Source organism: Mucilaginibacter pineti (assembly GCF_900101875.1).
GTDB lineage: Bacteria > Bacteroidota > Bacteroidia > Sphingobacteriales > Sphingobacteriaceae > Mucilaginibacter > Mucilaginibacter pineti.
The window spans coordinates 1-13,715 of record NZ_FNAI01000022.1 but is presented as its reverse complement, the minus strand read 5'-3'; the positions used below and the strand labels follow the sequence as shown (position 1 = coordinate 13,715).

The 13,715-nt window shown below is 40.5% G+C and carries 9 protein-coding genes; 6 read left to right on the top strand and 3 right to left on the bottom strand.

The window, feature by feature from the left end; genetic code table 11:
* Positions 1-93: 93 nt before the first annotated feature.
* The gene (locus tag BLS59_RS28860) at positions 94-420 is read left to right on the top strand and encodes a hypothetical protein (RefSeq protein ID WP_091156696.1); all 327 of its coding nucleotides are present in this window, start codon (positions 94-96) and stop codon (positions 418-420) included.
* 43 nt (positions 421-463) lie between these two features.
* Positions 464-2,107, top strand: a complete 1,644-nt coding sequence (locus BLS59_RS28855; RefSeq protein ID WP_162842804.1) for a mechanosensitive ion channel family protein — start codon at positions 464-466, stop codon at positions 2,105-2,107.
* Between the two features lie 221 nt (positions 2,108-2,328).
* On the opposite strand, the gene BLS59_RS28850 is transcribed toward BLS59_RS28855, so the two are convergent.
* Together BLS59_RS28850 and BLS59_RS28845 are read right to left on the bottom strand one after the other, a co-directional pair.
* Entirely contained in the window at positions 2,329-3,309 is a 981-nt protein-coding gene (locus tag BLS59_RS28850) for an acyl-ACP desaturase (RefSeq protein ID WP_091156690.1), read from the bottom strand.
* Positions 3,310-3,361: 52 nt separating this feature from the next.
* Positions 3,362-4,390, bottom strand: coding sequence for a glycoside hydrolase family 5 protein (locus BLS59_RS28845; protein ID WP_143014270.1), 1,029 nt, complete (start codon positions 4,388-4,390; stop codon positions 3,362-3,364).
* 193 nt (positions 4,391-4,583) lie between these two features.
* Between BLS59_RS28845 and BLS59_RS28840 the strand changes: the two genes are divergently transcribed.
* The 4 genes from BLS59_RS28840 (at position 4,584) to BLS59_RS28825 (ending at position 11,551) form a co-directional block, all read left to right on the top strand.
* Positions 4,584-5,930 carry a sensor histidine kinase gene (locus BLS59_RS28840; protein WP_091156682.1) on the top strand — a complete coding sequence of 449 codons (1,347 nt, stop codon included), beginning with the start codon at positions 4,584-4,586 and terminating at the stop codon, positions 5,928-5,930.
* 13 nt (positions 5,931-5,943) lie between these two features.
* Entirely contained in the window at positions 5,944-8,025 is a 2,082-nt protein-coding gene (locus tag BLS59_RS28835; RefSeq protein WP_091156679.1) for a cellulose biosynthesis cyclic di-GMP-binding regulatory protein BcsB, read from the top strand.
* A gap of 116 nt (positions 8,026-8,141) precedes the next feature.
* Positions 8,142-9,986 (top strand): glycosyltransferase, encoded by a 1,845-nt coding sequence (locus BLS59_RS28830; RefSeq protein ID WP_091156835.1) that lies wholly within the window; start codon positions 8,142-8,144, stop codon positions 9,984-9,986.
* Entirely contained in the window at positions 9,986-11,551 is a 1,566-nt protein-coding gene (locus BLS59_RS28825) for a hypothetical protein (protein ID WP_091156676.1), read from the top strand. Before BLS59_RS28830 ends, BLS59_RS28825 begins: the two co-directional genes overlap by 1 nt.
* A gap of 92 nt (positions 11,552-11,643) precedes the next feature.
* On the opposite strand, the gene BLS59_RS28820 is transcribed toward BLS59_RS28825, so the two are convergent.
* Positions 11,644-13,035, bottom strand: coding sequence for a glycoside hydrolase family 76 protein (locus tag BLS59_RS28820; RefSeq protein WP_091156672.1), 1,392 nt, complete (start codon positions 13,033-13,035; stop codon positions 11,644-11,646).
* Positions 13,036-13,715: the final 680 nt, after the last annotated feature.

The following is a 13,715-nucleotide window of genomic DNA, read 5'->3' as shown; positions in this document are numbered from 1 at the left end:
CTATAAAGTCCCTCTCCTTTGGAGAGGGGATGGGGTGAGGCCCAAACAATAACAAAAGTGCTTTGTAATATTAAACAATGCAAATGTATTAACATGAAAATTATAACCCTGCATAAACCCATTCAAATAAGCGACGTGCACTACCTGCTGCAGAAAAAGCTTAACCTGCTTTTTCATGAACGCAGGCAAAGCGATATTGATTTCATTGTTGAGCAAAAAGACGGTACCGTTGAAATTTCACAACCGGGACTATATGAAGGTTTTTTATTCAGGATAACAATAAACGGCACAGAACTTTGGATCACACGATCTGAACATTATGTAGATGATGTGAACTCACTTACACTGGAATCTATTTTGAACGATCTGTTTGATGATTTGTCGGACAACCTTGGTACCGACCTGGTGCAGGAGGGGTAGTAATTTTTGGAATATAATTTTTAGCTTTAACAGAAAAACTGTTATGCGCAAAATTTACTACCTGCTTATCCTGTTTTTATCATTAACCATAACAGTTAACGCGCAATATCCGGCACCTAAAGACCCCATCCCTAAAAACAGGGAACTTGTACCCATAAGCGAGCCCGTTATCATCAACAAGGATACCCTGTTTAAATTTTACGTTGGGCAAGGCCTGTTTGATGCCAGGGAACGCGCGGGTATTGTAACAAAACGCATTGAAGCTCTTTTTAAACGGGTGGATTTTAACCCCGATTCGCTCAAGATCACTAACGACTCTACCCTATCCGTTATCTCCTATAGCTCACAAATTATAATGGCGGTTAATAACGCCGATGCCACCTTTACCGAGCTTAACCGGCCACAACTGGCCGCCAGTTACGTTGCCTTACTTAAACAAAAGCTGGGCAATTATTTTACTAATAACAGCACACAGCAGGTAATAATAAATATAGCGGAAGCCATAGTTGTAATCGTTATTTTACTATTGCTGATATGGGCATTAAATAAAGCATCGCGATGGGTGAAGTTAAAAATACTACGCAGTTGGGAAAACCGCATTACCAAACTTGCTGAAAAGGGTGCCCCAGTTGCCTATGCTAATCGCTTGCTGCCGGTTATTACCGGTTTACTACGCATAGCCCGGTTTATAATTATTATTATTTTGGTTTACCTGGCGCTGCCTGTTTTGTTTTATATTTTTCCGTCTTCTAAACCAATTTCGGTACAGTTGCTGGCTTACGTTGTAAATCCTTTAAAGAATATACTGCTCGCCCTTTTCAATTTTATACCCAACCTGCTTACCATAGCTGTTATTTATATGGTTACGCGGTACATTGTAAAACTGGTAAAATTTCTGGCCAGCGAAATTGCGCATGGCGCCATTACGCTCGGCGGCTTTTACCCTGAGTGGGCCATGCCAACATACAACATCATTAGGGTATTGCTTTACGCGTTTATGTTTGTGGTTATATTCCCATACCTGCCTGGTTCAGATACTAAGGCTTTTCAGGGGGTTACGGTATTTTTGGGAATTTTGTTTTCGCTGGGTTCTTCATCGGCTATATCAAATATGGTGGCGGGCATTGTGCTTACCTATATGCGCCCCTACAAAATTGGTGACCGCATAAAGGTGGGGGAAGTTACCGGCGATGTGGTAGAAAAAAACCTGTTGGTAACCCGTTTGCGTACCATTAAAAACGAGGATATTACCATACCCAACGCCACCATTTTAAGCGGCCATACCGTTAATTATACAACCATGGCCAAAACCACCGGATTGATATTAAATACCACCGTTACCATTGGTTACGATGTACCCTGGCAAACTGTTCACCACCTGCTCATCAGCGCGGCAGAAGCATCGGAAGGGATATCGGCAGATCCTAAACCTTTTGTTTTACAAACCGAGTTGAATGATTTTAATGTAAGTTACCAGCTCAATGCCTACACGGCACTATCAAACCAAATGGCGGTTATTTACTCGCGCCTGCACCAAAACATACAGGATAAATTTAACGAAGCCGGGGTAGAGATCATGTCGCCGCATTACACTTCCCTCCGCGACGGTAACCACATCCAGATACCGGAAAACTATGTACCTGAAGGGTATAGCAAGCCGGGATTTAAGGTTGAAGGGGAGGTTTAAAGTTCAACATATAGCCTTAAAAGCAAGGGCTTTGCGCCATTCCCCTCTTTAGAGGGGTGGATGGGTATGTACTTCAATTTGTGCTCCTTGCTTGTGACTAACACACCCCTCCTATTTCACTTCCTTACGCGCGCCCTCTCAAGAGGGAAATTAAAAAAAGCTACAAACAAAAAAAAGACGCAAACAATGCGTCTTTCATAATATCTATAAAGCAGGGAAACTTATCCGTTTATCCAGGTAAATTTATATTCCAGCATTGGGTTTTTCATTCTGTCGGCAACACGTAATAAACGGGCGGGCAGATTCATGATATAATCACGGGCCTTTTCTCCGGCTTCGTTAAGATCGGTGGTGCTTTCAATGTGCCAGTCTTCAATAAGTTCTTTCAGGATATCAACATAATCAATGGCCGTATAAATCCCTAAACGCTGTGCAGCATCAGTAAAGTGACCAAAGGTTTGGCCTATTTTTAACCCTACTTCGCGCAGGAAGTGGGCGGGCATTACAATTTTTTTGCGCATCATATCCTCAAAGGCAATCATGGCCTCACTTGGATCTACCTCAAATATTTTTTCGATAAAGTATTTGTAGGCTTTGGCGTGGCGGGCTTCGTCGCTGGCAATTACGCCGCACATTTTTGATAGCAAGGTATCACCGTCTTTTTTAGCCTGTGAAGCTACACGTCTGTGCGATACATTGGTAGCCAGCTCCTGAAAAGATGTATAAATAAAGTTGCGGTAAGGATCATGACCTGTACCAATATCAAAGCCATCGGCAATAAGGTATTGGGTGCTGATCTCCATCATGCGCATATCAACCCTGCCAGACAGGTATAGATATTTGTTCAGCAAATCGCCATGACGGTTTTCTTCGGCTGTCCAATGGCGTGTCCATTTCATCCAGCCGCCTTCTTCGTTCCTTGATACACCTTCAACCATGGTAAGCCATGATTCATAGGTAGGCAAAGCTTCTTCGGTAATGGTATCGCCAATTAAAACTGCGATAAGATCATAGCTAAGGCCCTGGGCACTTTCCTGCAATTCTTTGATCTCGTTAAAAAAAGTATCTCTTGAAGAATCGGGCAAAAAATCAGATGGCTGCCATATGGTGTCAATGGGCTTTAAATATTCGTTCATCTTTTCAAGCATGAACTTTTCTATGTGCACCATTACTTCCCTACGTTTTTCTTCAAAAAATTTCATAAAACATTATTAATGCAACAAAGATAATCATTAAACTAATAAAAGTGCTACCTCATTTTGGGTCATTATAACCTATGGCATCTTTCATACAGGACGATAAATTGGCCAGCGAGGGTTTCCCGGTAAACAGGGAGAACGAGCTATCATAATCCCAAAGCATCCCGGGAATATTAAGTTTTTTAAGTGCTGCACGGGTAGCCTTGATGTAACGGCACCGACTGCCCATATCGGCATTTTTATTGTAAACTCCGTACTCGCCGCAAATAATGGGAACGTAGTATTTATCGGCCCAGGCTTTTACAATGTGCAGCTTATCGTTTATAGACTGCTCATTACCATCATGTTTGTATTGTTCGTAATTAGTTTCCCCGTATGTTCCCTTAGCCTTTTGATTAAGGGCTGGAAAATTTTCCGCATTATAAGGAAATGATACCCCGGTTGTCGCAACTTGGTCGCCCACCCACTCAGCGCCCTGGTGTGTAAAAAAGAAAGGTTCATAAAAATGAAAAGTATATACAATGTTCTCATCTGCAAGCCTTACAAACCTGCTTAACTCATATATGCTATTATAATTTGATGCGCCTACAATTAACGTACGCTGCTTATCAACTTTACGTATAGCTGTTACTATATTATATGCGGCATCTTTCCACACATTGGGGTTCATATGGGGCGGTTCGTTGTACAGTTCAAAAAATAAATCGTTTGCACTTATAGTTTTATATCTTTTAGCTATTTTTAGCCATAAATTAATAATTTTAGGCGTTTCTTCGCTATAATTAGTATCATTTATTTTCCCATAATGATAATCCAACACCAGTTTAAATCCGTAAGTATGGCATTGTTTTACAACTTTATCAATACGGGCAAATACATTTTGAAGCGGGATATGTTCCGATTCGAAGTAAGTAAAGGCAACCGGTAACCTTATGCTTTTAAAACCAAGCTTTTTAAGTAATAAAAAATCGGCAGTTGTTGGGCCGGCACCGGCCAGCGGATTTTTTATCCAGGTTTGCTCTAACCATGAAATACTGATGCCATTATTAAGACTTTGTGCCCTTTTAAACGCTAAGGACCGCATTTGCTCATTTTTTGGACTGCTTTTTGCAACAAGGCATCCTGTTGTTAAGCATAATATTATTAACAAACGGTTTAATAATTTTACAAAGGAGATATTTTTGGTATTCAATATTTTATAGTTAATTTGATAATCAAAAATAACCTAATACTCAACAAAGGCCTTAATTTTAATTTATAATTCAAGATAACGAATAATGTTTGTTCAAATTGCCAAAGAAGAATTAATAAAAGAGACCTCAAAGAAAGCGTGGTACCAGACAAATAATATTATCTGGACTATTATATTTCTCTTCCCTATATTCAGCATAGTTGACTTTGTGTTTGCGCCTGATATTTGCCTGCAGTTTTTTATAGTGAGGTTGATTATCAGCGCCATACTTTATGGATTACATTCGCTTTTCACGGCCAAAAATTATGACTACCGCTTATTACTACACATTACCATGTTCCTGCTTTCGGTAACATCGGCGCTGTTGTGTAATATAGTTACCATTCAAAATTTAAACACCTATTACTTGCTGTTTGCTACACTGGTTTTATTCTTTAACCTGCAGGTATTTTGGGAACCTATTAATTCACTTATTCAATTATTAATATCCATACTTCTATTAGCTATATTTTTTAATATTCAGCATGAATATAATCTTGATATAGTTATCAGCAATGGTGGCCAAGTATTTTTCATCATATCGGCCATATCATGCCTTATTCCAAGTGCCCGTTATAAAGTGATGCAGCGCGATGTGCGCTCGCAGATCCTTATCGAAAAATCAAACGAGCAGCTTAAACAGCAAAACAGCGATATCAACGCAAAAAATAATCTCATTGATACGCAATATGAGCAATTGCGCAAACTCGACGGACAAAAGAACAGCTTTATTAATATTGCCGGTCACGATCTTAAAAACCTTATAGGCTCAATAGTAATGAGCAACAATATGATCAAGGAAGAGGATTACCGCTTAAGCACCGATCAGAAAGAGTTTGTTGGTTATATATCAGAATCGGCCGACAAGATGCAGTACATGCTTAACAAACTGATGGATGTAAAAGAGATCGAATCGCCGGAGATGAAATTTAACCTGGAGATCTTTGATATAAACCTCGAGGTAATGCATGTATTTAAAGGGCTGTATGAAACTGCCCAGATGAAAAACATCCACCTTATTGATAACATCCTGAAACTGCCCCTTAACGTTAAGCTCGATAAGGTATTTGCGGGCCAGGTGTTCCAGAATTTATTATCAAACGCTATAAAGTTTTCGCAAACAAATAACAACTTAAAGGTTATTACCAGTTTGCAACGCCAGCGTTTTGTTTTTGAAATTATTGACGAAGGTATTGCCATTGGCCAGGAAGAGTTGGATATGATGTTTGGCAAGCTAAAAACCCTTAACGACACATCAAACGTTGGCGAAAGCCGTTTAGGGCTTGGCCTTTCCATAGCCAAGCTTATGACCCAGGAAATGGGTGGCGACCTTACCTACCGCAGTGATGAAAATGGTAATTATTTCAGAGTAGAATTTTACGTTATAAATTAATATTTACAACCAGATGAATAAATTTTTTTCCCTATTAGCCTTTGTATTTTTATTTAGTACAGCCACGCAAGCTCAAAGCATTGTAACCTTTAAACAGCTTGGCCATGAGGATGATATGATTTATGGTATGAGTGGTGCCAACTCTTTTTATTTTAAGATAACACCGCTTACCGAAATGAATGGCAGCAAAGTGGTTTTATACTTTGAGCCTTCACAGGCCTTGATAAAGGAGCATTCATTCATTAACGTTGTTATTAATAACAAACCTGCATATAGTGGCCGTATGACCAGGGACTCGATCCAGAAGCTTACACTTAACTTAACCCGGGCCGATTTATCAAACGATAAATTTTTAAAGGTGCAGATAAAAACCCTGCTTACCATCACCGATGATGAGTGTAAAGATCTGGATAACCCCGCCATGTGGTTAAAGGTAAAAAACTACTCCTATCTATCCCTTGTACGCAGCAGCAAAAGCTTTTTTGATAACGTAAATATCAGCAATTGCTTTGATTCAAAGAAAGCTATCGTATACCCTTCAAACCCAACACTATCTGATCTTAAAGCGGTGGCCTGGGCTTATTCAAGGTTAAAAAAGACACAGACCAGGGATATCATGGTTTACGAAGAAAGTAAACTACCAGATAGCGTAAGAAACTACATCAGGGTTGGTAACATGGGTTCATTGGGTAACGAAGCTCGTGACCTTGTAAAAATTACGCCTCAAAATGGCCAGGGCTTGTTTTACCTGCACAAATCAATAAGCCTGGTAACTGATACCACCGTACGTATGGTTGAAGTTAAAGGCATGCTGATGCCGGTTAAAACCGCCACACAAGAAAACCAGGTTAAAGAAATATTATTTGTAACAGGCGGTGATGACCCTGGTTACGAAAAAGCAATTACTGCTTTAGGTAACATGAATGTTTTAAATTCAACCTATGGCGATTACCTTTTGATACAAACAGCACAAAACACTTTCTCTAAAACACTTGACGAAAACCGCTCAAAATTATCATTGAAACAAATTGGTGGTATCAGCGACTTCTTATCGGGTATAGGATCATTAAAAAGTGCCTACACCTTTAAAAACAGTGATTTTAGCTTTACCCCAAAAGAAGTTGAAATACGTTTTGTAGCCAACTACAGCGCCTTAAATCCTGGCGACCGTGGTTTCTTTAACATTTACCTTAACGGCTTGCTTATCAGCAGCGAAAAGCTCGACGGAACCGGTAAACTAAACTCGGCTATTACAATTAACCGTTACCAGCATCATAAATACAACACACTGGAGGCCGAATTTAGATTTTATCCAACAAGCGGCCATTGTAAAGACAGCTTCACCAACTTTTTTGCCGAAGTTGATGTTGATAAATCATACCTGGAATCAAAAAATCCTTTTGTAACTACTGATCTGAGTTTTTACCAATATCCAGAGGCATTTAACACCGGCACTACCCGTATAATAGTAACCAAGGATTACGCCAAATACGCTGCCGGTGCCATGGGCGAGATCATTTATGAGCTAAACAACAATATCAACGCCAATAATTTCCCTGAGTTTGTTTATTCAGAATCGGTTCAACCCGCTGATCTTAAAAAATTCAATACCATAGCATTGTTATCTAAAGATGATAAATTGCTAAATGAATTCCCCGATGCTCCAATTAAGTTCGACAGGGATTTCAGGTTATATAATACCGATAACAACAAGCCGGTTTACTCGCTTTCTGACACGGTATCAAACGGTTTGGCACAAATATTTTATGGCCGCAGCAATAACGCAACGCTGGTTATAACCGCTACGGGTACACACATTGCCGAAGCTTTCTTAGCATCAACAAAGTCAATTACCGAGCAGCTGTCAACACTGTCAAGCAACGTTTGTATCTCTGATGTTAACTCTAATAAATACCTGTTCAACATCAACAAATCGAGCGAAAACCTGGAGTATATTGATACCAAGAGCGGCCTTACCCGTTTCTGGGATAGCTATAACCTGTACATTTTATTAGGTATACTTATATTGATATTGCTATCATTCCTTTACGTACGTTCAAAGGTTCAAAAATCACAGGAACTGTTTAACGATTAAACCTCTTTTAAAAGGTATCAAGTAGTTAGTATCAAGTATCACGATTAATGGTGCTTTAACTACTACTTGATACTATTTACTTGCTACTTGATACTAACTACTTGATACAAAAAACAATGAGTATTTCAATTCCTGAACTTTTGGTTAACGACGGGTTTATTACACCAGGTGATCAGGGAAAAATTCATGCTTTTGCTGCACGTTCGGGATCGTCATACGCCAAAATAGCCCTTAATTTTGGCTACATATCCCGCAAAAATTACGAGCGCTCATTAATTAACGCCGGCTTTGTCTTCGCACCCGTCCGCGAAGAAGCGTTTGATATCGAAGTATTAAAGAAAATAGAACTTAAGTTTGCTAATGACCATGTGGCCCTGCCCCTGCGCATTGAGAACAATAAGGTAGTAACCTTAATGACCGACCCCAGCAACCAATTGTTTATAGATTTTGTAAGGTTTACCTATGATCTGGAGCCAGAGATAATTGTGGCGCGGGATCTTGATATTACCTGGCTGAGTCACAAACTGCTTGGCGAAAAGTACGTTAAATCGTCAGTATATGAATTGTTAAGGCGCGACCCTTCCAGTTCTGCTTCCATCACATTTACCACTCCGCAGCTTGTATTTATATTTGCGCTGATAGCTGTAACCACCATAGGGCTGGTTTTAAGGTTTAAAGATACCTCTATCATCATAAACGTGATCATCAGTATGTTTTTCCTGGTGGCCATTATATTTAAGCTGTTCCTGGCATTGGTGGGCTCGCGATTCGAGCTGCACCAAGCCGTAACTAAAAGCGATGTGAGAAACATTGTTGACGACGAACTGCCGCAATACACCATACTTTTACCGGTTTACAAAGAAGATAAACTGATTAAAAAACTCATCTGGAACCTGCAGAGTTTGGACTATCCCCGCGAGCAGCTTGATGTTAAGTTATTGATTGAGGAAGATGATGATAAAACGCTGCAAGCGGTTCAAAACCTTGATTTCCCGGCTGTTTTTGAGGTTATTGTAGTGCCTTTCCACATGCCTAAAACCAAACCAAAGGCTTGTAACTATGGTTTGCATTTTTCAAAAGGCAAGTATTTAACCATTTACGATGCTGAGGATATCCCCGATACCGATCAGCTTAAAAAAGTAGTGGCCCTGTTTGCAAAACTGCCAGAGCGTTACATCTGTATCCAAAGCGCGCTTAACTACTTTAACCGTAATGAAAACTTCCTTACCAGGATGTTCACCCTGGAGTATTCGTACTGGTTTGATTATATGCTGCCCGGGCTTGATACCCTGGATATCCCCATTCCATTAGGCGGTACCAGCAATCACTTTAAAATGGATGCACTTATAGAGTTAGGCGCCTGGGATCCGTTTAACGTAACCGAAGATGCCGATTTAGGTGTACGCGCTTATGCGAAGGGTTACAAAGTGGCTATCGTTAACTCTACCACTTATGAAGAAGCCAACAACGATCCATTAAACTGGATCCGTCAGCGTTCAAGATGGATAAAGGGTTACATGCAAACCTACCTGGTGCATATGCGCAACCCTGCAACATTGATCCGCAAAATTGGGTTTAAAGGATTTTTGGGGTTTAACTTTTTTGTTGGCGCTACATCGGCTACATTTTTGGTTTACCCGTTATTGTTAGCAATTTTTATAAGTTACCTGGTATTTGATCTATCTACTATCCGTACCCTATTCCCTGATTGGGTTTTGTTTATGGCCATATTTAACCTCATGGTAGGCAACATCCTAATGATATATGTAAACATGATGGCCGTATTTAAACGGCGCTATTTTGAGCTTATTTTGTTTGCCATAGCCAACCCGGTTTACTGGTTAATGCACTCGGCAGCGGCTTATATGGGCTTGTACCAGTTAATAACAAATCCTTTTTATTGGGAAAAAACCAATCATGGTTTAAGTAAAGTTAATAACCCCACAAACGTTGTTAAGTAATGAGGATCTCTAAAAGTCAATACCTGTTTATATTAACCGTAATGCTGGCTGTTTATTACCTGGTAATTGGCATCTATTTAAACCATTTGGGTTACTATAACCAGGAGAGTATTTTTTATATCGAAAAAACCAAGATCATTTTTGAAGGCCTTGGTAACCGTATTAAAGTAATGGGGCTTACGGCGCCACTTTTGCCATTCTACTCCACATTTATATTCAGCCTTATAAATACCTACCTGGCACCGGTAATGGCATCGGCAATAGGTACGGCCATCTTGTTTTATATTATAGCAAGGGCGCTCACCAGCCGTATTGAAAATGATTTTTACCTGTACCTGGTGCTCGTCATGTTTTTCTTTCATCCTGGTATTATATATGCGGCCTGTTCGGGCAAGGCAATTTACCTGGTGCTTACCTTCTTTTTTCTTTTCTTTTTTAATTTGCTTAAGTTTTACCGATCCAACACAACGTTCCACGTATCAATTGCCAGTATTTGCCTGGTTACGCTTATTTTTTGCGATTACCGGTTCATCTGGCTTACACTTTTCTTTGTACCACTGGTGTTGGCTATCTCCATACAAAGCTTAAATCTGGGCGAGAAGGAATCTATCTTCCGTTTGTTTTTAAGTTTCAACAGCCCTTCGCTGCGTCGTAAGCTCATCAGCAAAACATTCGCCATTTACGTTATCCTGTTCATATTACCGGTGGCATCGGTTATTTGTTATAAACTACTTAACCTTACCCACTCCGGCGATCTTAACTATTTTATAGAAAGCCCATACGCCACCTGGAGTGTACTGGTTGATAAGCTTAATTTTGATATAACCACCGTAAGTTCCAACTATCAGCTGCCCGAACTTCCAATCCTGGTATCATTAAGGGTGATCTATTTTTGTCCGCTAATATTGGTGGCTATTTACCTTTTCAGAGAAAGCACCTACCAGGCGCTTACCATTTTAACGCCGTTTGCCTTTATAGAATTTTTGCACATTAAGTACGATAAGCTATTTCTTAACTACGAGTACTATCTTATATTCCTGATACTTGCCATATTGTGCCTCATATTTAAAGCGCTCACCGTAAAAAATCAGTTTATATTTAAAGTGATACTTACGGCAGTAGTGCTGGTGCAATTATATACGGGCTATATCTTCCTCAACAAATCGTTAATACGTGATGAAAAGAGGTTTATAACCACTCTTATTGGCCAAAAGCCAAATCTCGACCAGGGCGAAAGCATGGAAATGGCTGGCTTTATTAACAGCCTGCCGAAAGATTCGCACGTGCTTATGGATGATGCGATAGCTTATCCTATTGCCGCGTTCACTACCAATATACGCCGGTTAACCCTACCCTACCAGGACCTTTTCCTGAGCGCCATAGAAACGCCGTACCGGTACGACGATTATATATTAATTGCCACCGCAACAAACCCATATACCGGCTACACGCAGCTCAACAACAAATATCTGCCGGCCATACGTACAGTAAACAGCGGCGTAAACTACAAACGCGTTTACGTAACCGACAACTGGATCCTTTACAAGATCATCACTATTCAATAATATACGTACCCTGATATAAAAAAAGCCTGTCGGATAATCCGGCAGGCTTTTTGCAAAATAAAATTTCAATAAGTGGTTTATATATTCATTTACTACTTAACAATATCCAACAGCCACAGTTCGTGCACGCCCTCCAACAGCATCAAGCCGCTTAGTTGTACCGACGACTGGTATTCATTGGTTTGCGGCAGCTTACGCCAATCTGGGCCATAATAACCCTCCGGAGAGTTTATGGCGTTAGCAATTAAATTATTGGCATTATTCACCAAGTAGGTTGAATAAGTGCTTTGGGTTGAAGCATCGAGGTTGCCTTTAATAATCAGCTGTACCATATATCTGATGAAGATCCCTTTAAACAGACCGCCGTCGCCGGTTCCGTTCCCAATTAAAACCCCGCCATTGTTAAAAAACGGATCAGTTATAACCGAGCTGGTGGTTTGCTTGGCATCGTTAAGATACTTTAAATCCTTTGTACAGGCATAAAGTTCAACCGCTGCACCAACGTAAGTTCCCTGATTATAAGTGAAGCGCCAGCCATCGTTGTAATTACCATAGCTATCCCACACCAGGCCGTTTGCAGCATTAACCAGGTATTGTTTTTCCCAGGCATAAATCTTAACCGCCCAATCAAGGTCCTCCTGTTTTTTATCCAACTGATACAAGCGCGCGGCAATAATAGCGGCAGGGCCGTTTGAGCAGGCGTTTTTGCCATTACTGTCGCCGGCATTCCACATGATACCGCCGTGGTTATTATCGTTCCAACCGGTTTTTATATATCCCCATAACTCAAGGGCGGCATTTTTGTAAGCCATATCATTGCTGGCATCGAAAGCCCGCAGGCAGGCAATAGCCCACCATTCCATATCGTCGTAAAAGTCGTTCTTGAATTTATTTCCGTTTTTAGCGAAGGAACCGCTTAGCACATTTTTCATCCGCGTAAGGTATTTAGCATCTTTAGTGCGGTTATAGGCATCAACATTCACGTCCAGCGCATGGGCGTTCCACCAGTAGTTAAAGCCATGATCTGTTTGAGTGGTTTTATAAAATTGCTCGTTTACATCGTAAAAATACGATTGCAGGGTAATTTGCCCCTTGTCGGCATTTATGCCCCAGCTGCTGGGGTCGGCAACGTTTATTGTGGTTACATCGGAAGCAGCATTGCCATCGGCATCGGTAGCAGTTAAAGTTACTTTGTAGATGCCATAGCTAACAAATTTATGTTCGATAGTGATATCGGTAGCGGTGGTGTTATCACCAAAATCCCATTTTATATTTTTGTAATTGGTGGCCAGCCCTTTAAAAGTATAAGTTTTTGCAAACTTATCCGTGGTGTTTAATCTGGGGCTAATGGCTGCGGTAGGTTTAATTTTTTCAGGTACAACAGCCGCAGGATCACCAGTGTTGTTGTCACTCTTTTTGCAGGATTGCATTACTGTTGCCGCACATAAAAGCAGCATGAAAGCGATAGATGTAAATCTGTTCATGTTTAGGTATAATTTGGTAAATTGGTTTACTGGCTGAAGTGGTGTATTGCAATAGGGATAGCAAATACATCAACGACATTGGTCTATAAATCAAATCTAAAACAATTTAGTTGATATCCAAAAGGGTTTTTTTAAATTCAGAGGCCAATAGTTTATACTCGCAAAAGTCCAGCTTAAAGTAATTGTATAGTTGAGGAAGAAGGCAGTAAAATCAGTAAATCGCATTCTGTTTCATGGCGTTCCCCTTTGGGTCAGGCTATGCGCTCATACTGCACGGGCCTTAACCGCAATGGCCGGTATCCGCTCCTATCCTTAACGCGGGAAAAGATGGTAACAGGGGAAGAATAAAAGGCAAAAGGTTAAGAGTGCGTGGATCGGGGAGACGGTTGCTCTGAACCTTGGATCAATGAGCTAATGCCCAATAACCCAACTACCGATATTTACATGGTGCCAGCACTTTGTCAGTAGTGTTAAATATGTAAAATCCTGATTACCAGCTATCAGTAAGTGGTCACGAGCGTTCACGGGGCTGTGAACGTGAACACCTGGTGTGGATTTGCTGATGTTAGAGCAATGACTGAATGACCAAATGCCGGCTAATAAAAAAAGCCCTTAACTGTTTCCAGCAAGGGCTTGATTTAAGATTGGGCACCGACCTACTCTCCCACGTTTTACCGCAG

Coding starts and splice junctions, on each gene's coding strand:
- BLS59_RS28845 (WP_143014270.1), bottom strand. CDS start 4,390: ATGCGGTCCTTAGCGTTTAAAAGGGCACAAAGTCTTAATAATGGCATC.
- BLS59_RS28835 (WP_091156679.1), top strand. CDS start 5,944: ATGAATAAATTTTTTTCCCTATTAGCCTTTGTATTTTTATTTAGTACA.
- BLS59_RS28855 (WP_162842804.1), top strand. CDS start 464: ATGCGCAAAATTTACTACCTGCTTATCCTGTTTTTATCATTAACCATA.
- BLS59_RS28860 (WP_091156696.1), top strand. CDS start 94: ATGAAAATTATAACCCTGCATAAACCCATTCAAATAAGCGACGTGCAC.
- BLS59_RS28850 (WP_091156690.1), bottom strand. CDS start 3,309: ATGAAATTTTTTGAAGAAAAACGTAGGGAAGTAATGGTGCACATAGAA.
- BLS59_RS28840 (WP_091156682.1), top strand. CDS start 4,584: ATGTTTGTTCAAATTGCCAAAGAAGAATTAATAAAAGAGACCTCAAAG.
- BLS59_RS28820 (WP_091156672.1), bottom strand. CDS start 13,035: ATGAACAGATTTACATCTATCGCTTTCATGCTGCTTTTATGTGCGGCA.
- BLS59_RS28825 (WP_091156676.1), top strand. CDS start 9,986: ATGAGGATCTCTAAAAGTCAATACCTGTTTATATTAACCGTAATGCTG.
- BLS59_RS28830 (WP_091156835.1), top strand. CDS start 8,142: ATGAGTATTTCAATTCCTGAACTTTTGGTTAACGACGGGTTTATTACA.